General features: G+C 68.1%; 20 protein-coding genes. 9 read left to right on the top strand and 11 right to left on the bottom strand.

The features are described from left to right. Nucleotides 1-198 precede the first annotated feature (198 nt). The 4 genes from CH341_RS02080 to CH341_RS02095 all read right to left on the bottom strand — a co-directional run bounded on the left by CH341_RS02080 (nucleotide 199) and on the right by CH341_RS02095 (nucleotide 4,095). Nucleotides 199-1,284 (bottom strand): alpha/beta hydrolase, encoded by a 1,086-nt coding sequence (locus CH341_RS02080; RefSeq protein ID WP_111417373.1) that lies wholly within the window; start codon nucleotides 1,282-1,284, stop codon nucleotides 199-201. Between the two features lie 126 nt (nucleotides 1,285-1,410). Then, nucleotides 1,411-2,436, bottom strand: a complete 1,026-nt coding sequence (locus CH341_RS02085; RefSeq protein WP_111417374.1) for an amino acid ABC transporter substrate-binding protein — start codon at nucleotides 2,434-2,436, stop codon at nucleotides 1,411-1,413. A gap of 5 nt (nucleotides 2,437-2,441) precedes the next feature. Beyond that, nucleotides 2,442-3,008 carry a L,D-transpeptidase gene (locus CH341_RS02090; RefSeq protein WP_111417397.1) on the bottom strand — a complete coding sequence of 189 codons (567 nt, stop codon included), beginning with the start codon at nucleotides 3,006-3,008 and terminating at the stop codon, nucleotides 2,442-2,444. 163 nt (nucleotides 3,009-3,171) lie between these two features. After that, nucleotides 3,172-4,095, bottom strand: a complete 924-nt coding sequence (locus CH341_RS02095) for a ketopantoate reductase family protein (protein ID WP_111417375.1) — start codon at nucleotides 4,093-4,095, stop codon at nucleotides 3,172-3,174. Nucleotides 4,096-4,387: 292 nt separating this feature from the next. On the opposite strand from CH341_RS02095, the gene CH341_RS02100 reads away from it, so the two are divergent. Together CH341_RS02100 and CH341_RS02105 are read left to right on the top strand one after the other, a co-directional pair. Continuing rightward, the gene (locus tag CH341_RS02100) at nucleotides 4,388-4,813 is read left to right on the top strand and encodes an Hsp20 family protein (protein ID WP_111417376.1); all 426 of its coding nucleotides are present in this window, start codon (nucleotides 4,388-4,390) and stop codon (nucleotides 4,811-4,813) included. A 50-nt stretch (nucleotides 4,814-4,863) separates the two neighbouring features. After that, nucleotides 4,864-5,127 carry a BQ00720 family protein gene (locus CH341_RS02105; RefSeq protein ID WP_111417377.1) on the top strand — a complete coding sequence of 88 codons (264 nt, stop codon included), beginning with the start codon at nucleotides 4,864-4,866 and terminating at the stop codon, nucleotides 5,125-5,127. Between the two features lie 173 nt (nucleotides 5,128-5,300). On the opposite strand, the gene ptsN is transcribed toward CH341_RS02105, so the two are convergent. Next, nucleotides 5,301-5,759, bottom strand: coding sequence for a PTS IIA-like nitrogen regulatory protein PtsN (ptsN, locus tag CH341_RS02110; RefSeq protein ID WP_111417378.1), 459 nt, complete (start codon nucleotides 5,757-5,759; stop codon nucleotides 5,301-5,303). A 301-nt stretch (nucleotides 5,760-6,060) separates the two neighbouring features. Between ptsN and CH341_RS02115 the strand changes: the two genes are divergently transcribed. From CH341_RS02115 to CH341_RS02135, 5 genes are all read left to right on the top strand, one after another. Continuing rightward, nucleotides 6,061-6,819: a sulfite exporter TauE/SafE family protein gene (locus CH341_RS02115; RefSeq protein WP_111417379.1), complete on the top strand. Its 759-nt coding sequence runs from the start codon at nucleotides 6,061-6,063 to the stop codon at nucleotides 6,817-6,819. 211 nt (nucleotides 6,820-7,030) lie between these two features. Beyond that, on the top strand, nucleotides 7,031-8,146 hold the full coding sequence (locus CH341_RS02120) for a Gfo/Idh/MocA family protein (RefSeq protein WP_111417380.1): 1,116 nt from the start codon (nucleotides 7,031-7,033) through the stop codon (nucleotides 8,144-8,146). 76 nt (nucleotides 8,147-8,222) lie between these two features. Next, complete coding sequence (locus CH341_RS02125; protein WP_111417381.1) at nucleotides 8,223-9,221, top strand: Bug family tripartite tricarboxylate transporter substrate binding protein; 999 nt, start codon at nucleotides 8,223-8,225, stop codon at nucleotides 9,219-9,221. Nucleotides 9,222-9,337: 116 nt separating this feature from the next. Continuing rightward, nucleotides 9,338-9,784: a tripartite tricarboxylate transporter TctB family protein gene (locus CH341_RS02130; RefSeq protein ID WP_170149428.1), complete on the top strand. Its 447-nt coding sequence runs from the start codon at nucleotides 9,338-9,340 to the stop codon at nucleotides 9,782-9,784. A 10-nt stretch (nucleotides 9,785-9,794) separates the two neighbouring features. After that, nucleotides 9,795-11,303 (top strand): tripartite tricarboxylate transporter permease, encoded by a 1,509-nt coding sequence (locus CH341_RS02135; RefSeq protein WP_111417383.1) that lies wholly within the window; start codon nucleotides 9,795-9,797, stop codon nucleotides 11,301-11,303. Between the two features lie 39 nt (nucleotides 11,304-11,342). On the opposite strand, the gene CH341_RS02140 is transcribed toward CH341_RS02135, so the two are convergent. The 5 genes from CH341_RS02140 to CH341_RS02160 form a co-directional block, all read right to left on the bottom strand. Next, on the bottom strand, nucleotides 11,343-11,603 hold the full coding sequence (locus tag CH341_RS02140; protein ID WP_111417384.1) for a hypothetical protein: 261 nt from the start codon (nucleotides 11,601-11,603) through the stop codon (nucleotides 11,343-11,345). 197 nt (nucleotides 11,604-11,800) lie between these two features. Beyond that, nucleotides 11,801-12,577 (bottom strand): 3-ketoacyl-ACP reductase, encoded by a 777-nt coding sequence (locus tag CH341_RS02145; RefSeq protein WP_111417385.1) that lies wholly within the window; start codon nucleotides 12,575-12,577, stop codon nucleotides 11,801-11,803. A 163-nt stretch (nucleotides 12,578-12,740) separates the two neighbouring features. After that, nucleotides 12,741-14,111, bottom strand: a complete 1,371-nt coding sequence (locus CH341_RS02150) for a glycosyl hydrolase (RefSeq protein ID WP_111417386.1) — start codon at nucleotides 14,109-14,111, stop codon at nucleotides 12,741-12,743. Between the two features lie 169 nt (nucleotides 14,112-14,280). Continuing rightward, nucleotides 14,281-15,384, bottom strand: a complete 1,104-nt coding sequence (locus CH341_RS02155; RefSeq protein ID WP_111417387.1) for a sugar kinase — start codon at nucleotides 15,382-15,384, stop codon at nucleotides 14,281-14,283. Nucleotides 15,385-15,402: 18 nt separating this feature from the next. Beyond that, complete coding sequence (locus CH341_RS02160) at nucleotides 15,403-16,074, bottom strand: bifunctional 4-hydroxy-2-oxoglutarate aldolase/2-dehydro-3-deoxy-phosphogluconate aldolase (RefSeq protein WP_111417388.1); 672 nt, start codon at nucleotides 16,072-16,074, stop codon at nucleotides 15,403-15,405. Between the two features lie 566 nt (nucleotides 16,075-16,640). Here CH341_RS02160 and CH341_RS02165 point away from each other — a divergent pair. Together CH341_RS02165 and CH341_RS02170 are read left to right on the top strand one after the other, a co-directional pair. Further along, on the top strand, nucleotides 16,641-17,645 hold the full coding sequence (locus CH341_RS02165; protein WP_146604345.1) for a hypothetical protein: 1,005 nt from the start codon (nucleotides 16,641-16,643) through the stop codon (nucleotides 17,643-17,645). 101 nt (nucleotides 17,646-17,746) lie between these two features. Further along, nucleotides 17,747-18,823, top strand: a complete 1,077-nt coding sequence (locus CH341_RS02170) for a DMT family transporter (RefSeq protein WP_111417398.1) — start codon at nucleotides 17,747-17,749, stop codon at nucleotides 18,821-18,823. A 44-nt stretch (nucleotides 18,824-18,867) separates the two neighbouring features. Here the strand turns inward: CH341_RS02170 and CH341_RS02175 are convergent, their stop codons facing one another. After that, complete coding sequence (locus tag CH341_RS02175; RefSeq protein WP_245430827.1) at nucleotides 18,868-21,438, bottom strand: bifunctional diguanylate cyclase/phosphodiesterase; 2,571 nt, start codon at nucleotides 21,436-21,438, stop codon at nucleotides 18,868-18,870. Nucleotides 21,439-21,858 lie beyond the last annotated feature (420 nt).

Consider the following 21,858-nt stretch of genomic DNA (forward strand, 5'->3'; position numbering starts at 1 on the left):
GCCGGACGAGCCGCGATGCACGTCGGCGCACAATGGTGCGAGAGTGCACCTCTCGGAGCGGCACGAGGACGGTCGACAGACGAGTCTCGGGTAGAATTCGGCCGGTCTCGTCAGCGTCGTACCGGTGGACGGTGCTCCGCGGGTGGAGCACCGACGTGATCAGATCGTTGTTTAGAATTGCTTCGAGTTTCGTCGTGATCAGAACGGCTGCAATGACGCCGCGGCGGCCGGACGGGGCGGGTCGGCGTAGCCGCCGGTCGGACCTGAGTGGATCGGCGCGCCCGCATAGGTGCCGGTCTCGATCGCCCGCCGGATGACGCCGCGGATCCCCTCGTTGGAGAGGAAGAGGTCGTGATTGATGACGCCGAAGCCGCTGTCGGACGCGTCGATCACCCGGATGCCGAGAGCTTCGAGCTGTGCCTTCTCGGCGGCGCCGACCCTGGTGACGCCGCCGGCGATCAGCCGCGACACCGCGAGCGCGCGGTCGTTGGTCGCAGTCACGACGGTGATCTTCGATCCGAGCCCACCGATGCGGCCGACCGAGGAGATGAACACGTCCATGTCGATGTCCGGCGAGGCGAACACGATGGCGCCGATCCGGCTGACGAGATCGTCGCCGCGTCGCGCATAGACCTGCCGCAGGGCCTCGAGCGTCAGCATCGTGCCGATGCTGTGGGCGACGATGTTGATGCGGCCGACCGTCGGACTGACGATGAGCTGGTCGAGCACGCGGTCGAGCGAGTCGCGCGACCACATCGCACTTTCCCGGTCGTAGCCGTAGTCGAGGAGCTTGGCCCGCGACGGCCAGGAGAACAGCATGGTCTCGCCACGGAACCGGACGCCGTCGGACAGCCGAACGGCGTCCAGCGCGGCGGTCTCGAAGGTCGTGTTGTAGCCGTGGACGTAGAGGAGGAGATCCCGGCCGGTCGGCATGCCGCGGAACAGATCGTCGACCTGCGCGACCCGGTCGATGCCGGCGAGCTTCCAGTCGGACAAGCCGACCGACGCGAGCGAGAAGCGGCCGCTGTCCGGCGGAAGCAGGCGCGCGCGGGCGATGGTGGTCTGCCCCCGCTCGGTGCCGAACCACGGCTCGGCCTGGGCGCCCTGGACGGCACGCCGGTTGGTCGCCACCATCAGGCTCCGCTGGGTCGACAGCGCCGAGGCGTCGAAGGCCGGGGCCTCCGTGCCCAGGCCGGCGCAGCCGCCGAGCGCGAGGGCCGTGCCGCCCGCTCCCAGTCCGCGCAAGAGTGCTCGGCGCGACAGCGCCGTGTCGTTTGGAACCATCGACCCGTCATCCCGCGTGCAGCCGCGGCCCCCGAAGGAGCCGGGGCCCATCCCCGCCCCCTCCCTGGCCCCCGATCGCGGCGATAGCAGGGCGAGCCGGCGCGTGCCGGCCCGCGGCGGGTCCGCCTACTGCAGCGGCGGCGCGTACTGGATGCCGCCGGTGGTCCACAGATGGTTGAGGCCACGCGGAATGCCGAGCGGGGTCGCGACGCCGACATTGCGCTCGAACACGTCGCCATAGGTGCCGACATTCCGCACGATCCGCACCACCCAGTCCTTGCCGACGCCGAGCTGCGCCCCGAGGTCGCCGTCGGTCCCGACCAGCCGACGAATGTCCGGCTTCTCGGATTTCTGCGCCCGATCGAGCGTCTCAGCGGTCACCCCGAGCTCCTCGGCGCTCAGCATGGCGAAGTGCACCCACTTGACCAGCAGCGCCCACTGATCGTCGCCCTGACGTACCGCCGGACCGAGCGGCTCCTTGGAGATGACGTCGGGCAGGATCACGTGATCGCCGGGCTTCTGAAGGCCGGCCCGCTCGGCGTGGAGCTGCGACACGTCGCTGGTCAGGACCTCGCAGCGTCCCTCGGCATAGGCCTGCACGGCATCGCGCGCGCTGCCGATCGGCACCAGCGTCGCCTGGATGTCGTTGGCCCGGAAGTAGTCGGCGGCATTGCGAAGGTTGGTGGTGCCCTCTCGCACGCAGACCTTGACGTTCTTGAAGTCGAGCGGCGACTGCACGGTCGGGCTCTTGCGCATCATGAAGCCCTGGCCGTCGTAATAGGTCACGGCCGGGAACACGATCTTGAGCGCCGCCTCGCGGGCCAGCGTCCAGGTCGAGTTGCGCGACAGCACGTCGACCTCGCCCGCCTGCAGAGCCGCGAAGCGCTTGTCCGCGTCCAGCGGCACGAAGCTCACCTTGCCCGCATCGTCGAAGATCGCCGCGGCGAGCGCCCGGCAGAAGTCGACGTCGAAGCCCTTCCAGGCGCCCTTGTCGTCCTTGGCCGAGAAGCCCGGCAGTCCCTCGCTGACGCCGCACACGAGCGTCCCGCGATCCTTCACGGTCTTGAGGGTCTGGGCGTCGGCGCCGGCGGCGGTCGAGAGCGCGAGCGCGAGGGTGGCCGCCGCGGCGGCGGTCTTGGTCAGCACGGTCATGATCCTCAGAGCTCCGGCGCCTGGCGCACGACGACGCGCGTCCCGACCGGGATGCGCGCGTAAAGGTCCTCGATGTCCGAATTGACCAGCCGGAAGCAGCCGGACGACACGGCGTGCCCGATGGTCTGCGGCTGGTTGGTGCCGTGGATGCGATAGACGGTCCCGCCGATATAGAGCGCCCGCGCACCCATCGGATTGCCGGGGCCGCCGGCCATGAAGCGCGGCAGATAGGGCTGGCGCTCGATCATCTCGGGGGGCGGCGTCCAGTCCGGCCACTCGGCCTTGCGGACGATGGTCTTGAGGCCCTGCCACTGGAAGCCGTCGCGGCCGACCCCGATGCCGTAGCGGATCGCCCGATTGTTCCCCTGCACCACGTAGAGGAAGCGCTCGGAGGTGTGGACGATGATGGTGCCGGGCGCCTCGGTGGTGCGGAAGAACACCATCTGGCGCTGCAGCCCGGGCGGCAGCTGCTCCTCGTCAGTCCCGGGCACGTAGCCCGGCTGGTCGTCGATCTTGAGGGTCTCGACCGGGGCGAACCGCCCGGTCTGGGCCGGAGCCGGCGTCCCGGCCATCGCCCCGAGGGCGAGCAGCGCGGCAAAGGTCGCAAAGCGAGCACGCAAGATGTCCACCTCCCCGAAAAGAACGAGCCGATGACCGACCCGGACCACAGGATTGAAGCAGAAATCGGACGGCAACAAACTACCACACGCAGAAGTGGCGTGCCGTGGGCAGGCTTCAGGCCGGGCGACCCTCCGCATGGAGGACCAGAACGTCGCGGATCGCCCGATTGAGAGGCGTCGGGACCCCGACCGCTGCGCCCAGGTCGACGACACCCCCCGACAGCCAGGGCAGTTCCAGCCGGCGGCCGGCGGCGAGGTCGTTGAACATGGAGGCGACCAGACCGCCCGGCAGCGTGTCGATGAAGGCGAGCCGGCCCGCCGCGAAATCATGCGGCACCGCCACGCCGTGCGCCCGGCCGACCGCCACCACCTCGTCCATCACACCGCGCAGCATGGCGCGGGTGTGCGGGTTCTCGCGCACCGGCCCGATGGTGGCGCGGGTCGCGCAGGTGAGCGCCGACAGGCCGACCAGGAAGACGAATTTCTCCCAGATTTCCCGCGTGATGTCGGTCGAGACCTCGGCCTTGATGCCGCCGGCCAGGCAGGCGGCCAACACGCGCTCGGCCCGCTCGGACAGGGAGCCGTCGAACTCGCCGACGACGAGACGCTGCATGGTCCCGGTCTGGGCGATCACCCCGGGCCGCGCGATGGTCGTCGAGACCTGGGCGATCCCGCCCATCAAGGCCGCTCCGCCGAGGATCGGGCGGAGCATGTCGTCCTTCTGGACACCGTTCTGGAGCGACACAACGGCGGTGCCGGGCCCGACGATCGGGGCGATCGCCCGGGCGGCCGCCTCGGTGTCCCACAACTTGACGGTGAACAGGACGAGGTCGACCGGCCCGATCGTCGCCGGGTCGTCGGTCGCCCGGACGGCGGGGAGCGTGAAGGACTCTTCCGGGCTCTCGATGGACAGGCCGGTCGACCGGAGGGCGGCGAGATGCGCGCCCCGCGCCACGAACACGACATCCGCCCCGCCCTTGGCCAGCCGCGCGCCGAAAAAGCCGCCGAGCCCACCCGAACCCATCACCGCGATCCGCATGCCGCTCTCCCTTGAATTGTGGGGTCCGGTCTACTCCTTCGGCCGCCTGGGCGGCAGGGGAGAGCGGGAACGGCTGGAATGCGGGCGACGCGGCGCTTTTCCACCTCGCTCGGTGCCAGGCGCCCGGTCCCGGGCCGGTCCTTCGCGGTTGCAGCAGGCCCGTTCTTGAACCCTTAAAAGTTCTGACCATATTCTGTGGTGTCCGACGCCGGCAGGCCCTAGCGCTGCCGGAGCCGGACGGGGGCGCCGAAAGGGCCTCCAACGCAAAGTCGCTGAACAGGACTTTGAGATCATGTCGCGTGTGTCTTCGCTCTCCAGCCCCTTCCTGCTCGGTTTCGACGAGATCGAGCGGGCCCTCGACCGGGTCACCAAGGGCGCCGACGGATATCCGCCCTACAATATCGAGCGGATCGCCGGCGGCGACGGACAACCCGAGCGGCTTCGGATCACGCTGGCCGTGGCCGGCTTCACCCGAGAGCAGCTCGACGTCACGGTCGAGGAAAGCCAGCTCCTGATCCGGGGCCGGCAGCAGGAGGACAAGACACGCCAGTATCTGCATCGCGGCATCGCCGCACGCCAGTTCCAGCGGACATTCCTGCTGGCCGACGGGATGGAGGTATTGGGGGCCGACCTCAGCAACGGCCTGCTGTCGATCGATCTGGCGCGCCCCGAGCCGGCGCGCGTGGTGAGATCGATCGCCATCAGGCAACAGGACTGACGGTCACGCACAGGACTCGGCAGACACAGGACAATAAGGAGTCGAGGGCCATGAACAACGACACCACTCTCCGCACCCCCGCCATCTCGGAAGAGGCGCTGGCGCATCTCGGTGACGGTCGCATCGCCTACGTCAAGGCGATCCGCTCCGAGGACCTGCCCGGGCTGTTCCCGCAGGCGCCTCAGGTGGCGCCGGGAGTACGTCTGTTCGCGCTGCACGCCGCGGACGGCACGCCGATCATGATCACGGACAGTCGCGAGGCCGCGGTCGCCAATGCCTGGAGCCACGAGCTCGAGGCCGTGAGCGTCCACTGACGCCGGCGTCCGGCCTCGGCCGCAAGGACGTCACGACAAATCCTTGGACCGTGCCCGGCCTCGCGCCGGGCATTGTCGTTATGGGGGCAGTGTCGTTGTGAGGGCAGTGTGTCGGTGTGGCGCCAGTGTCGCCGAAAGACGTGCTCTGGAACGCGACCGGCGGAGGTCGTCGGTCAGGCGACGGGCGGCGGCATCGCCAACACGGCGTAGAGCGCCTCGCGGTCCTGCGAATCACGCAACATGCGCGTGATCTCCGGCTCGCGCAGCATGCGGGCGACCCGGGCCAGCGCCTTGAGGTGATCGGCCCCGGCGCTCTCCGGCGCGAGCAGCAGAAAGACGAGATCGACCGGCTGCCCGTCGAGCGCCTCGAAGTCGATCGGCCGGTCGAGCCGAGCGAACAGCCCGAACAGCTTCTCCAGCCTCGGCAGCTTGCCGTGCGGGATGGCGATGCCGTTGCCGATCGCGGTCGAGCCCAGCCGCTCGCGCTGCATCAGCACCTCGAGGATCTCGCGCTCGGTGCGGCCGGTGAGTTCGGCAGCACGCTCGGCGAGCTCCTGCAGGGCCTGCTTCTTGTTGTTGACCTTGAGCGCCGGAATGACCGCTTGCGGCGCAACGAGATCGTTCAGCGGCATGGAACGGTCCGACTCGGGGAAACGATGCTCGGCGCTCACCCAGGGGGCGACGGCGCGCGGACGATAGGGACCGCTCCGGGCCGCGTCAATAGCCGCTCGGGCAGTCCGGAACAGCGGTGGACAGAGATCCGGGGTTTTGCCGGAGGCACCGCAGTCATACTGCTTTCGTCTTTAGAATCAGTGACATGTACGTTTAGGCCAGAAACGCGCGGGGCTGAGCGGCCGGCCCCGCCGGTTTGCGCGACCGGCCAGCCCGTGCGAAAGCTCGGATATCCCGCAGAGCCAGACCGGACGACAGGCGATGGGTCTCGATGCGCTTCCCTCGCTGGATCAGATCGCGGTCGCACTGCCGACCGTGGCAGCCGCCTATGTGATCTTCGGGATCGCAGGCTTCGGAACCGCGCTGATCGCCGCCCCGGTGCTGGCCCACTCCATGCCGGTGGCCGCCATCGTCCCCATGCTGGCCCTGCTCGACTGTGCGGCCGCGATCGTCAACGGCATCCGCATCGGCGACAAGGTCGCGCGGGACGAGCTGTTCACGCTGGTGCCGCTGATGGTGGCCGGCAGCCTGGTCGGCGCCGCCTTGCTGCTGATCGTGCCGCCGCGGCCGATGATGCTGGCGCTCGGCGTGTTCGTGGTCGCCTACGCGATCTACGCCCTCTCCGCCCGGCCCGCGACGAAACGGCTGCCCCGCATCTGGGTGCTGCCCTTCGGCGGCATCGGCGGGATCGTCAGCGCCATGTTCGGCAGCGGCGGCTTCATCTACGCGATCTATCTCGGCCGCCGTCTCGACGACAAGGACGCGATCCGGGCCACGCAGAGCGCGCTGATCGGACTGAGCACGCTGACCCGCGCCACCATCTTCGCCCTGGCGGGCCTGTACACGGACGGGAAGCTCCTGGTGCTGGCGCTGCTGCTGGTGCCCGGCATGCTGCTCGGCACCTGGGTCGGCCACCACATCACGCTGCGGCTGACGCGTGATCAGTTCCTGCGGATCCTCTACGTCGTCCTGATCGCCTCCGGCGTCACGCTGGTGATCCGGGCGACGATGGCCGGCTGAGATCGGCCGCGACGATCCGCGATCCCGCACTGCAGCAAGCGCGATCCACGCTTCGCCGGCACTTCGCCTCGCGCGACGCCGTCGGCGCGCGTCGACGTCGAGTGCTGCATCACGACATGGAAGCTCTGCAAAGCGGGTCTAGCCGGCCCGTTGACGCCGCATAGGCGGCGTGATGACCTCGATCAACGTCTCAAGAAAATCGGGGGTTGATATGAAGGGTCGGACGCCGAAGAAGCTCGGGCTCGCGATCGTCGGAGCCGGTCGCGTGGGCCTGTTCCGCGGCGAGGTGGCGACCCGTCATCCGTCGGTCGAATGGATCGGCATCGCCGAGCTCAACCCGAACCGCGCCGCGTCGGTCGCCGAGGCGATCGGCGCCGACTTCGTCACCAACAGTCACCGGGAGCTGCTGGCGCGTCCGGAGGTGAACTGCGTCATCGTCGCCACCGACGAGCATCTCCACATCGATCCGGTGATGGCGGCGATCGAGCGCGGCCTGCCGATGCTGATCGAGAAGCCGCTCGCCACCGACCTCGCCGGCTCGGCCAAGCTTCTGGCCGAGATCGAGAAGGCCGGACTCGACGCTGTGGTCGGCTACACCCAGCGCTTCCGCCGCCGCTGGCTCGCCGCGCGGGAGAAGTGCCGGACGGGGGCTCTGGGAGAGGTCGAGCTCGTCACCTCCCGGGCGTTCATGAACCGGCTGGTCGCGATCGACAACTACAAGCGCACCGACGATCCGGCGACGATCTCGCCGCTGGTGATCTCCGGCACCCACGCGCTCGACATCTGCATGTGGTGCCTCGACGGCAAGACCCCCACCGAGGTCTATGCCCGCTCGGTCGACAAGGTCCTGGGCCCGCTCTACCAGGGCATCGACGCGACCGCCGGAATGATCATGTTCTCGGACGGCACCGTCTATCACCTGAGCATCTCCTGGGCCATGCCGGTGACCTGGCCGGCCGCCGTCTACAGCCTGGAGGTCGGCATCGCCGGCACCACCGGCGTTCTCACGATCGACGACACCCATCGCGACATCGTGCTGGCCGTCTCCAAGCCGCAGGCCGAGGGCTACAATCCGGATGCCAGCCGGCTCGTCGACTTCATGGGCAGCTACCCGCCCGGCGACATGGCGATGGGCGAGCTGCGCGGGCCGATGGCGGAAGAGACCATGTCGTGGCTCAACCGCATGGCGCTCGGCATTCCGACCGTCGCGGCCACGGCGGCCGAGGCGCACCGGAACCTGATGCTGACCAAGGCGCTCGATCTTTCGGCCAAGCTGAAGAAGTCGGTCGCGCTCCCGCTCGACCCCGCCGCGCTCGCAGCGGCCTGACCTCCGTCCGACGGGACGACGCCCCGTCCACGCCCTACCAAGCTCCGCAAGAGACGCATTTGGAGGAACAACCAGGATGAATCGTCGACAAGCCCTGGGGCTGCTCGGGACCGCCTGCGCGGTCGCGTTCTGCCCGGTGACCGGCGCCTTCGCGGCCGAGGACCCGTCCAAGTACCCGAGCCAGCCGGTGCGCTCGATCGTACCGTTCGCGCCCGGCGGCGCCTCCGACTTCGCGATGCGGCTGCTGCAGCCGACGATGTCGCAGGCGCTCGGCCAGCAGGTGATCATCGAGAACCGCGCCGGCGCGGCCGGCAATGTCGGCATGGACGTGGCGGGGCGCGCCGCGCCGGACGGCTACACGATCTTCTTCGGCAACGTCGGAACCGTGTCGATCAATCCGACCCTGTTCCCGGACATGTCCGTGAAGCCCGACAAGGCTTTCATCCCGGTGTCGGTCGCCTCGGAAACGCCGAGCGTGTACATCGCCAATCCGAAGTTCCCGCCCAACACCGTCAAGGAGCTGATCGAGTACGTGAAGGCGCGCCCCGGCAAGGTGAACTTCGCCTCTCCGGGCAGCGGCAGCGTCGACCGGCTCGAGATGGAGCTGTTCCGCAAGGCCGCCGGGCTCGACATGAATCACGTCCCCTACAAGGGCGGGGCCGGCCCCGCCGTGGCCGACATCCTGGGCGGGCATGTGGAGCTGATGTCGGTCACGCTGCCGTCGGCGATGCCGCACATCAAGTCCGGCCGGGTCAAGGTGCTGGCGATCACCAGCAAGGAGCGGAGCCCGGCCCTGCCCGACGTGCCGACCGTGGTCGAGCTCGGCTATCCGGACATCGTCGCGACCTCGTGGCAGGGCTTCCTGGTGCCGACCGGCACGCCGCGCCCGATCGTCGACAAGCTGTTCCAGGCGATCGCCAAGGCGGTGGCCGATCCGTCGGTCAAGCAGCGCATGCTGGAGGGCGGCGTCACCGCCGTGGCCAGTGAATCGCCCGAGGCGTTCAAGGCCTATATCGACAAGGAAACGGCACGCTGGGCCGTGGTCGTGAAGGAGTCCGGCGCCGTGCCGGACTGAGCCGCCGATCCGATGCGGCCGGGCGGCACCGTCCGGCCGCACAGCTCCAATGGCGTCCGCGTCGCGCTTGATCCCGCGCGAGCGTGACTTGCTGTTCGACTGCGAAGGGGGCCCTCGTGCGCATTCGCCTGTCCACTGATTTCGTCACCGGTCTGATCTTCGTGTCGCTCGGCCTCTTCGCCATCGCGTATGGCTGGAACTATCCGCTGGGAACGCCGTCGCGGATCGGGCCCGGCTACTATCCGCTGCTGGTGAGCTCTGGCCTGGTCCTGCTCGGCGCGATCCTGATCGGGCGCTCGCTCTTCGTTCCCGGCAATCCCATCGAAGGGATGGCGCTCCGGCCGCTGCTGTTCGTGCTGGCCGGCACCTTCCTGTTCGGCCTGCTGGTCGAGAAGGCGGGCTTCGTGATCTCGGGCGTGCTGGTCGTGGTGTTCGCCCGGCTCGCCGACCACGACTTCCGGCCGGTCGAGGTCGGCTTGTTGGCGGCCGTTCTCGTGACCTTCATCGGAGCGTTGTTCTGGCTGGGCCTGAGCCTGCCGCTTCGCCCCTTCCCGCAGTGGTGAGGACTCTCCGATGGACGTTCTGAGCAATCTCGGCCTCGGCTTCACGGTCGCGCTGGAGCCGATCAACCTGATGTACGCCTTCCTGGGCGTGCTGCTCGGCACCGCGATCGGCGTGCTGCCGGGCCTCGGCCCGGTGGCGACCATCTCGATCCTGCTGCCCGTCACCTTCACGCTGCAGCCGCAGTCCGCCATCATCATGCTGGCCGGCATCTATTACGGCGCCGCCTATGGCGGCTCGACCACCGCGATCCTGGTCAACCTGCCGGGCGAATCGTCTTCTGTGGTGACGACGCTCGACGGCTATCAGATGGCGCGCCAAGGCAAGGCCGGCCTCGCGCTCGCCACCGCCGCCTTGTCCTCCTTCATGGCCGGCACGATCGCCACCTTCATCATCGCCTTCGCGGCGCCCGCGCTCGCCGAGTTCGCGCTCGACTTCGGCCCCGCCGACTACTTCTCGCTGATGGTGTTCGGCCTGGTCGCGGCCGTCATCCTGGCGCACGGCTCGGTCGTCAAGGCGATCGGCATGATCCTGGTCGGCATCCTGCTCGGCACCATGGGCATCGACGTCAATTCCAGCCTGCCGCGCTTCACCTTCGGGGTGCCGCAGTTCGGCGACGGCATCGACTTCGCCGTCATCGCCATGGGCATCTTCGGCATCGGCGAGACCATCTCGAATCTCGGCCGGGGCGCCGAGGCCCGCGAGTACGTGAAGGACTACAAGGGCCTGTGGCCGTCACCGCACGACCTCAAGGACATCGTGAAGCCGGCGCTGCGCGGCACCTTCCTGGGTGCCGCACTCGGCATCCTGCCGGGTGGCGGGCCGGTGCTCGCCTCGTTCTCGGCCTATGCGCTGGAGAAGCGCATCGCCGCAGATCCGGATCGCTTCGGCCGCGGCGCCATCGAGGGCGTCGCCTCGCCCGAGGCGGCCAACAATTCGGCCTCGCAGACGGCCTTCATTCCGCTGCTCACGCTGGGCCTGCCCGCGAGCCCCGTGATGGCCCTGATGGTCGGCGCGCTGATGATGCACGGCCTCTACGCCGGCCCGCAGCTGATCGCCGAGAAGCCGGAGCTGTTCTGGGGCCTGGTCGCCAGCATGTGGATCGGCAACCTGCTGCTCGTCGTTCTCAACCTGCCGCTGGTCGGCTTCTGGGCGAAGCTGCTGACGGTGCCCTACCGTCTGCTCTATCCATCGATCCTGCTGATCTGCTGCATCGGCGTCTACTCGATCCGGAACGACGCGCTGGACGTCATCGTGGCGAGCGTCTTCGGCCTCGTCGGCTACGTTCTCACGCGTCTGGAATGCGAGCCGGCACCGCTTCTGCTCGGCTTCATCCTGGGGCCGCTGATCGAGGAGAACCTGCGCCGTGCGCTGCTGATCTCGCACGGCAGCCCGAGCGTGTTCGTCACCCGCCCGATCAGCGCCGTGTTCCTGGCGCTGACCGCCGTCGTGATCCTGATCCTGCTGCTCCCGGCGATCCGGGCAGGCCGCGAAAAGGTGTTCGTGGAAGACGCGAGCTGAGCTGAACGACCGACAGCGCCGTCGTCGGCGCTCGGGGCGTCAGTGCATCTCGGAGAGGAGGCGCGCGATGGTGGCGTCGAACAGCGCCAGGGCGGCGCCGTCCGCGCGCTTGAGCGTGATCAACGAGCCGGCCCCGTGCTTGGCCGCCGCCGTGTCGAGAAGCGCGAAATAGGCGCAGTCGCGGGTGAGGCTGCTCGCCTCGCCGGCCAGCGAACGGACGGCGTCGAAGACGCCCGAATGGGTGCCGGCCTGCATGCGGTCGCGAGCCTTCTGCAGCGTCTCGATCACGGTCAACGTCATGGGAAGGCGGCCCCGGCCCGGTCGTGGATCGGGGTCTGATAATGTGAGTCGGCAGCGGGCGGCAGTCCGGACGTTTACGTTCGATGAAGATACGTAGCTGATTTGTCAAAATCGACGGGTGGTGTGGCAGTTCCGCCTCACAGAACACGTCCGGGGGCGTAGATCTCGCCGGCAGAGCCGCCTGAACCTGCTGGACGCTAAAGTCGGGTGATGGTGAGGCCACCGTCGACGTTGACGACAGTGCCGGTCGAGAAGACGACGGCCGGGTTCGCCAGCGCCGTCACGGCGGCCGCGATGTCCTCGGGCTTTCCCCAACGCTTCGCCGGCACCAGACCCTGGTCGATCAGTGCGTCGTACTTAGACACCACTCCAGCCGTCATGTCGGTCTTGATGATGCCGGGCCGGACCTCGAACACGGCGATGCCGTCGCCCGCGAGGCGGGCGGACAGCCCCTCGACCACCATGGCGAGACCGGCCTTGGAGATGCAGTATTCCAGCCGATTGTTGGACACCATCTCGGCCGAGCAGGACGAGACGACGATCAGTGCACGGGGCGTCTCGCTGGGCTTCGCCAGCATGCGGTTGGCCACCGCCTGGGCGAGGAAGAAGGCGCCGCGCAGGTTGACGCCCATCACGTAGTCGAAGTTGTCGACCGTGGTGGCGAGCACGTCGAGCCGCTGCGGCGGGGCCACGCCGGCGTTGGAGACGAACACGTCGATCGGACCGAGCACAGCCTCGACCGCGTCGAGCACGCGCGCGTGGTCGGGAACGTCCTGCACGTTGCCGGCGACGTAGGCGGCCGAGACGCCGTGCGCCTCGAGACTCTTCACGGCGGCCTGCGCCACCTCGTCGTCCCGCGTCCCCGTGATGGCGACGTCGTAGCCGTCGCGTGCCAATCCCTCGGCGACGGCGAGCCCGATGCCGCGGCGTCCGCCCGTGACCAGCGCGACGCGCCGCCCGCTCTTTCGATTCATGACGTATCTCCTCGCCGTCGACCGGCGTTCTTGCTCCGACTCCCTCGGCCTCGTGGTGAGGAGCGCTCGCAGAGCGCGTCTCGAACCATGGGCCGCCCCCACCCTTCGAGACGCCCGCTGCGCGGGCTCCTCAGGGTGAGGGGGGAGTTAGTTCATCCGACCATCACCCGAAGAACGTCAGATACGGCCCGTTCTCGGCGAGGCGCTGAACGTAGAGGGCGAGCTCGCGCATGTGATAGTCGCCCCACATGGTCGCCTCGCCGCACGGATTGCTGCGGCCGGGCGGCACGTAGTCCCAGCCGTTGGGGCGGTGATACTGGCTGTGCAGCACCAGGCCCTGGTGGTTCGGATCGACGCTGAGATAGCGGTCGGACAACAGCGTGCGCAGCACCGTGAGGCCGGCCTGGCGATAGCGCGCCGCATCGTTGCGGCCGGTGGCCTCGCGCCAGGCGCCGAAGCGCAGCAGCCCCTGCGCCGCGATGGCGGCGGCCGAGGAGTCGACCGGCTCGATGTCGTTCTCGGGCTCGGACTCCTTGTCGTAGATGTCGCCGAGCAGGCCGAGGCCGGGCGCGCCCGTGTCCCAGTAGGGGATGCCGTCGGTCGCCGTGTAGGCGATGTAGAAGTCGCAGGTCGCGGCCGCCGCCGTCTCCATCATGGCGATCACCTCGGACTTGCCGCCGAACGCCTCGACCTCCTCCTCCTCGACCGTCTCCATGAATTCCAGCAGCTCGGCATAGCCCGTGATCGCCCAGGAGAGGCCGCGCATCCAGGTGGAGAAGCCCGAATAGCCCTGCTGGGTGCCGACGCAGCGGAACGCGCGGCTCGCGGTGTTGAAGATCGCCTCGTGGGCGGTGCGGCCGCGCACGTCGTAGATGTCGCGGCCCTCGCCGTAGAACACGCCGTATTGCGCCGTGGTGCGGGCATGGGCGATCAGCCGGCCGAGCAGCGGGATGACCTGGTCGCCCTCGCCCTTCATCACGTGGCCGAGCTGATGGGCGAGCGCCAGCACGCGCAGCGTGCGCATGGTGTCGATGAACAACGAGTGCGGCCCGTTGAACGACTGGATGTAGCCGTAGCCGTCGCCCAGCTCGGTCCAGCGGTTCGCCTGCACGGCGCCGGAGCATTTGAGCGCCAGATCGAAATATTCGAGCTGCCACGGGTCCTCGGGGATGCGCCCCTCGTCGACCAGGCGGCGCAGGTTGCCGTAGGTCGAGACCTGGTTGAAGCCGTGATCGTGCACCCCGAAATGCGTCACGTGGACGGGCATGTCCGAGCAGGTGCGGTCGAGGCCGAGCGCCAGGAAGCTCTCGTCGCCGGTCGCATCGAACTGCAGGATGGCGCTGCCGAACTCGAAGCCTTGCGTCCAGTCGGTCCAGCCGCGCGGCTTGTACTCGCCCGCCACGGTGTGCACCGGCGCACCGGCGGAGCGGTCCATGCTGCGGTCGATGGACATGATCTTGACGGCCGACAGGTCCCACATGCGGCGGATCGCCGGCAGAAGGTCGTTCGGCGACAGAGCAAGGTCGATCTTCATGTGCGTTCGCCCTCTTGGCCTGTACTTGTGACTCGTCATGGTCGGCCTCGTGCCGGCCATCCACGTCTTCGGCCCATGCAACACGAGCAGACGTGGATGGCCGGGACAAGCCCGGCCATGACCGTGGGGAGGCCCCTGCGAGGTCGCGCGAGCGCGCCCCGCCGCGGCGTCAGCGGATCACCCGGGCGCCCTTGCCCTTCATGATCGCCTCGACCTCCTTGACGTTGACCATCGAGGTGTCGCCCGGGGTGGTCATCGCGAGCGCGCCGTGGGCGGCGCCGTACTCGACCGCGGCCTGCGGGCCCTTGCCCTCGAGGAAGCCGTAGGCGAGGCCGGAGGCGAAACCGTCGCCGCCGCCGACCCGGTCGTAGATCTCCAGGTTTTCGCGCATCGGCGCCTCGTAGAACCGGCCGCCGGCCCAGATGATCGCCCCCCAGTCGTTGAAGGTCGCCGTCTTGGCGTTGCGCAGGGTCGTCGCCGCCACCTTGAAGTTGGGGAACTGCTTGACCGCCGTCTCGATCATCTTCTTGAAGTTGACCGGATCGATCGCCGAGATGTGCTCGTCGAGCCCCTCCACCTCGAAGCCGAGGCAGGCGGTGAAGTCCTCCTCGTTGCCGAGCATCACGTCGACATACTTGGCGATCGCGCGGTTGATCTTCTGTGCCCCCTCCTTGCCGCCCTGGCTCTTCCACAGCGAGGCGCGGTAGTTGAGGTCGTAGGAGACGATCGTGCCGTATTTCCGCGCGATCTCGACCGCCTCGATCACGGCTTCCGAGGTGTTCGGCGCGAGCGCGGCGAAAATCCCGCCGGTGTGGAACCAGCGCACGCCCTCCTCGCCGAAGAGCTTCTCCCAATTGATCTCGCCGGGACGGATCTGCGAGGCGGCGGAATGACCGCGGTCGGAGCAGCCGAGCGCGGCGCGGACGCCGAATCCCTTCTCGGTGAAGTTGAGGCCGACGCGGGTGTTGCGACCGATCCCGTCGAAGTCGCGCCAGACGATGTGGCCGGTGTCGACCCCGCCCTGCATGATGAAGTCCTCGACCAGCCAGCCGAGGTCGTTCTGCGGCAGCGCCGTGACCACGGTCGAGCGCTTGCCCCAGCACTTGCGCATGGCGCGGGCGACGTTGTACTCGCCGCCGCCCTCCCACACCTGGAAGCTGCGCGCGTTGCGCACCCGGCCGAAGCCCGGATCGAAGCGCAGCATCACCTCACCGAACGAGGCGCAGTCCCACTTCGTCTCGCTCGCCGGGCGGATCTTCAGGATGTCGGTCATGTCATCGGTCCCGGTTGTTCACTTGCCCCGGATGGATCGGATCAGCGCGATGGTGTCGCGCACCTTGGTCTCGATGCCCTTGTAGTCCTTGGCGTCGAGCAGGGTCTTGGTGACGAGGTTGGAGCCGATGCCGACGCAGACGACGCCGGCGCCGAACCACTTTCGCAGGGACTCCTCGCTCGCGTCGACGCCGCCGGTCGGCATGATGCGGGTCCACGGGCACGGCGCCATCACCGACTTCACGAACTCCGGGCCACCCACGAGACCGCCGGGGAAGATCTTGACGATCTCGCAGCCGAGCTCCTCGGCGAAGCCGATCTCCGACATCGTCCCGCAGCCCGGGCTGTAGGGGATCTTCCGCCGGTTGCAGACCTTGGCGACATCGGGATTGAGCAGCGGCCCGACCACGAACTTGGCGCCGTTGGCGATGTAGATGCCCGCCGTCGGCGCGTCGACGACCGAGCCGACGCCCATGATCACGCTCTTATCGACCTGGGCGAAATGGCGCGCCACGTCGAGAAAGACCTGCGAGGCGAAGTCGCCGCGATTGGTGAACTCGATGCACTTGGCGCCGCCGTCGGCGCAGGCCTGGATGACGTTCTTACAGACCTCGACGTCCGGATGATAGAACACGGGGATCACCCCCTGATCCATCATGGCCGCGAGGACCGTCATACGATCGTGTGCCATCTTTCAGTCTCCTAGAAGCGGTGACGACGGACCGACCGGACGCCGAGGGATGAAGCCGCCTCCGGTGACACTGGACGCGGCCTGTCTGTCGCGCCACCCCGCCCGGCGTGCGTCCGCCAGGCGGACCGTGCCGAGAATGCGGTGGCCACTTGCACGCGTCGTGATCATGAACCGGACGACGATACGGTCGGGCTGGAGCAGTGGGAGCGGCCGGTCGGGTAAGTAACTGTCTGGTTACAAAACCACCGTGGCGGGGCCATCGTCAAGAGCAGAGCCTTTCCCGAAACGCAGACCGAAAACGCGTGCCGGCATGGCTCTGTGCCGCCGGATGACCGTGTTGCAAGCACCGCGATCGGAGCCGCTCGAACCAAGCTGCCGAGAGCCGTCGGCGCGCCTCCACCTGTCCGAAGCAACCGCCGCACCAAGTGAGTGAGGACACGGCTGCACGCCGGTCGAGCCGGCCGAGCCGAGCGGAGCGGAGCCCGAAAAAAGTCGAGATCTGGCCTTGGCCCTATTCAGATACCGTCGAACGCGGCGCTTTCGAGGCGAGTTAAGGTTAACATTCGGTGCATTTTTCTGAAAGTTTAATTCAAATTGACGATATTCATGTCTTAACGAATATTAACAATCACAAGAAAACGGAGAGGGATATGTCCCGCTGCACAGTCTTCGCTGCCGCCGACATCTCGGTGGCCGGCCCGCCGGATCGTGCCCGCACGAGCGGTGGGCCAGCCGCATACGAGCGCCCTGCCCTGGCCGGCCGACCTCCCATGACGAGCGAACCGGCGAGGCCGAAGCGCGGCCCGAGCCGTCCGTCACCCGAGAAGTCGGCCGAGAAGGTTCTCCGCGCCTTCAACACCTGGGCGTTCAAGCGCGAGCAGCCTGAAAATCCTCATCTGCTTCTGCAGATCGTCGCCGCCGCGGTGGCGCACGCCGAGCCGCTCCGCTTCGTCATGTACTGGGGCAAAGGCCCGCGCTGCCGGATCGGACCCGAGGACGTCGAGTGCCTCGACTTCATCGGCAGCATGGTCGCTCGCGTGCGCGAGACGCATGCGGCGGGCGCCGCCGTGACGCTGATCCTCACCGACACGCATGCGCGTCACAACGGCCATCCCGAGGAGAGCATCGACTCCTATTTCGGCTTCATCGCCGAGGAGGCCGAACGGCGCGGATTCGACACCTGCCGTCTGTCGGGACTCGTCGCCGAGGCAGGGGAAGCGGCGGTCGCGACGGCCGACACGGCGGCGCCCCCGAACGAGGTGCTGGACAGCCTCGCGGCGAGTGCCAGCAAGTGGTACCGGGGCGAAGGCACCGCCGCCGACGGCGCGCGCGCCTATTTCCGGATGAACATGGTGGAAAAGCGCTCCGTCGAGATCGCGTTTCCGGGCGCCGTCTTCGTGACGTTCAACGGCAGCAAGCTGCGTTGCCTGTTCCCGGCCCGGATGCCGGTCTTCTACATGTACTCGCTGCGGCGGGGGTTCAGCGTGAAGCCGTGGTTCCTGCCCTCCGATCAGGAGATGTGCGAACCGACGAGCTGCCGCTGCCGCGCGACAGAAGAGCTACCGGACTGACGCGAACGCGTCATCGCGGGCGGGTACGACGACGGCCCCGCGTCGGCACGCGCCGACCGCGGGGCGTGTCCGCGGCCTCGCCCCGCACGGAGAACAACGCCATGACCGGATCCGCTCCGTCGACCGCGCCGTCGCAGATCGCGCCAGCCCCGGCCGCCTCGTCCGCATCGACCCGGATCGAGAACATTCCGCTCGGCATCCTGTTCATGATCGGCGCGACCGTCATGTTCGCCCTGTCGAGCGCGTTCGCGAAATGGCAGGTCTCACTGTATCCGGTCGGCGAGGTGATGGCGTTCCGCTCGATCTCCTCGCTGCTGGTCTGCTCGCTGTTCGTGCTGCCGTTCACGGGCGTCTCGGTGTTCGCCACCAAGAAGCCCGGCCAGCATATCGCCCGGGGCTTCTCGCAGGCGATCTCGCAGACCCTGACCGTGCTCGCGGTGAGCATGATGCCGATCGCCGGCGCCATCGCCATCGGCTTCTCGGCGCCGCTGTTCGCGGCCCTGATCTCGGTGCTGTGGCTCGGCGAGCGGGCCGGCTGGGCGCGCTGGGGCGCCCTCCTGCTCGGCTTCGCCGGTGTCCTGATCGTCACCGAGCCGGGCGCGGATTCGCTTCAGCTCGGCGCATTGTTCGCGCTCGGCAACGCCGTGATGTACGGCAGCGTCACGGTCGCGGTGCGCGGCATGACCAAGACCGAATCGGCCAACACGCTGCTGATGTGGCAGATGCTGACGATGTCGTTCTTCCACTCGTTCCTGCTGCTGTTCGGCTTCCGCATGCCGACCGGGATCGACGCGCTGATGCTGGTCGGCACCGGCGTGTGCAACGCCGTGCAGCAGTATTGCTGGACCAAGGCGCTCCATCTCGCCCCCACCACCGCGGTGTCGCCGTTCTACTACATGACGCTGGTCTGGGCGATCGTGATCGGCTTCTTCGTGTGGGGCGACCAGCCGACCGTCGCGCTGCTCGCCGGCTCGGCCATCGTCATCGCCTCCGGCCTGTTCCTGCTCTGGCACGAGGGCCGTCTGCGGCGGGCCAAGGAGACGCAGGCCACGCCGACGGCAGCGGCTCCGCCCGCGAAGGCTCCAGAGCCGACCTGCGCGGCCGTGCTGCCGACCGTCGCAGCGCCTGCGGTCGCGCCGTCGCGCCCGAAGGCCGTGATGGGCAGAACGGCGGGCTGAGAAGGGCATGGCTCCGCACCCGGCGCGGCGCCGGGGCAGACGGGTCAGGCGGCGACGATACGCCGCTTGGGCCAGCTCGCGATGAGCTCGACGACCTCGCCGATCGGAACGGCGCGGCTGAACAGATAACCTTGCGCCTCGTCGCAGCCGAGCGCCGCCAGCAGCTCCTGCTGGCGCGGGGTCTCGACCCCCTCGGCGGTCGTTCGCATGCCGAGCGCGCGGGCCATGTGCACCACGGCCTGGACGATCGCGACATGCTCGGAACCGTCGTCGAGATCCAGCACGAAGGCGCGGTCGACCTTGATCTTGTCGAACGGGAAGCTGCGCAGGTAGCTGAGCGACGAATAGCCGGTGCCGAAGTCGTCCATGGCGATGCAGACGCCGACCTGCTTCAGGCGACGCAGGATGCGCAGGGTCTTCTCGCTGTCGTCGAGGAACACCCGCTCGGTGATCTCGAGCTCGAGCCGGGCGGGCGTGAGGCCGGTCGAGGCGAGGGTCCGCTCGATCATGTCGACGAGATTCGGCGCCGAGAGCTGGACGGGCGACAGGTTGACGGCGATCTTGAGATCCTGGGGCCAGCGCGCCGCCTGGCGGCACGCCTCGGCGAGCGCCCACTCGCCGAGAGGCAGGATCAGTCCGGAGTCCTCGGCCACCGGAATGAAGACGTTGGGCGGCACCATCCCGTTCTCGGGATGCCGCCAGCGGGTCAGCGCCTCGAAGCCCGTGATGGACTGGGTGCGCAGGTCGACGATCGGCTGATAGTGCAGCTCGAGGCGATCGCGCGCGATGGCTTCGCGCAGATCCATCTCGACATGCCGCCGGTCGTTGACCTCCTTGTTCATGGAGGGGTGGAAGAACTTGTGGGTGCCGCGGCACTCCGCCTTCACGGCGTAGAGCGCCAGGTCCGCCGCCATCAGCAGGTCGTCCGCATCGCGACCGTCCTGCGGCCCGACCGCGATGCCGATGCTGACACTGGAGCAGATGTGGTGGCCTTCGATGTCGCAGGGCTGCGCGATGGTGTCGACCAGGCGGTCGGCCATCGCCTCGAGGGCATCGCGGGATTCGACCGGCGACACGACGATGGCGAACTCGTCGCCACCGAGACGAGCGAGCACGTCGGTGTCGCGGATGGCGGCGCGCAGACGGCGAGCCGACTCCTGCAGCAGACGGTCGCCGATGCGGTGGCCGAGCGTGTCGTTGATCACCTTGAAGCGGTCGATGTCGAGGAACAGCAGGGCGTATTGGCGCGCCTGCGCAGCGTCGTCGGCCGCTTCCCGTCGGCCGACCTGCTCCAGCGCGGAGTGGAACACCCGCCGGTTCGGCAAGCCGGTGAGCGGATCCTCGGCCGCGAGCTTCGCGACCCGCGCCTCGGCCTGCCAGCGCTGGGTGATGTCGGTGAGCGTGTGCACGAAGCTGCCGTCCGGCAGATAGGCGGTGCGCACCTCCAGCACGGTGCCGTCGGGCAGGATTCGCTCGCACACCGTCACCCGACGCTGTCCCCCGGCCTGCGCCGCCTCGACCGCGCCGCGTGGGCCCGGCATGACGATGTCGCGCAGCTTGCCGTGCCGGGTCGTCCGCTCGGCGAGCTGGTCCAGCTTCGGCGGATGTTCCGCCAGCTCCGGCGGGAGATCCAGCAACTCGGCACAACGTCGATTGATCACCGGGATCTCGTGATCCTTGGTGACCAGCATGATGCCCTGGCTCATGTGCTCGAGCGTCAGCGTGAGCTGCTCGCTCTTCTGCACGGCCCGCGCTTCGGATCGCAGGATCCGATTGACGGCGGCGAGGATCAGGATGGTGAGCGCGAGGCCGACCGTGACGTGCAGCTCGAGGGTCGACATCGAGTTCTTGTAGATGCCCGCCTTGTCGACGCTGACGCCGACCCAGAGCGGATGCCCCCTCACCTTCCGGATGGTGACGAGCCGGCTTTCGTCGCCCCCCGACTCGTCGAGGTCGACGGTCGCGTTGGTGCCGGCCCGGATGTAGTCGTGGAGCGGCGTCGACCGCAGATCGGTGCCGAGCCCGAGGCCCCCGGCCCGGCCGCCGCTGGAGCGCACGAACCCGTCGCTGCCGATCAGCGAGATCGAGGCCGACGGGCCGAGGTCGATCTTGTCGTAGAACTGGGTCAGGTGGGCCGGATCGAGGGACGCGACCACGACGCCCGCGAAGGTGCCGTCGGTGTTGAGGAAGCGTCGGGTGAACTGCACCGACCACTTGCCGCTGATGCGGCCGACCAGCGGCTTCGAGATGAACAGGACGTCGTCGGGGTTGTCGACGTGGACGCGGTAGTGCTCGCGATCGCTGAGATCGGTCGGCGGCGCCGGCTGCGGACCGGCGTTCGACGCGCGCATGATCCCGTTCGCGTCGATGATCGCCACCTGGACGATGATTTCGCTGAGGACGTCCGTGGTCGCGACGATGGTGTGTAAGTCCGTCGAGTCCTTGCGCGTCTCGATGCTGCGCCGGAGGTAGAGCAGCGCCTTGTCGATCTCGCCGATCGAGCGCAGCACATTTTCCTCGAACACCATCGCGAAATTCTGATTGTTGCGCTCCGCTTCACGTTCATCGGAGCGAACACCCTCGTAATACTTCCAGGCAACGCCGATCCACAGCATGGCGATAATGACCAAACCAAAGATGGCCGAGCTACGCCGCTCGGCTATCAGCTTGGGCAATTGGAGGATCGGCAGCGTCATCGGATTAGTTTGGGGTCTCTTAACGCGACGGGTCCATCTTTTTCTCCTGCCATTGCTTCCGCCTTAACAGTACAGAACGCCGTGGATTCTTAGATAATTTGGACTTAAGCGCGGCCGGGCTCCGGAGTTTTGAATTTCGCTCCAACCGCTTGATATGAAATTATTTTTTCCGACCCCCAAAATGATCTTCCGGCCTCCACTCGGTACTGGTCCACCGGCCGCAAAACGGAGGTTCGGCACCACCGCGCTGGCGCGCCCGCGCCCGTGCCGCTTCCGCGCCCCACGCCGGAGTCCGCGGGACGGTTCAGAACCGACCCGCGACCCGCCCCCGAGTGACCG

It is taken from the genome of Rhodoplanes roseus (assembly GCF_003258865.1).
Taxonomy (GTDB): domain Bacteria; phylum Pseudomonadota; class Alphaproteobacteria; order Rhizobiales; family Xanthobacteraceae; genus Rhodoplanes; species Rhodoplanes roseus.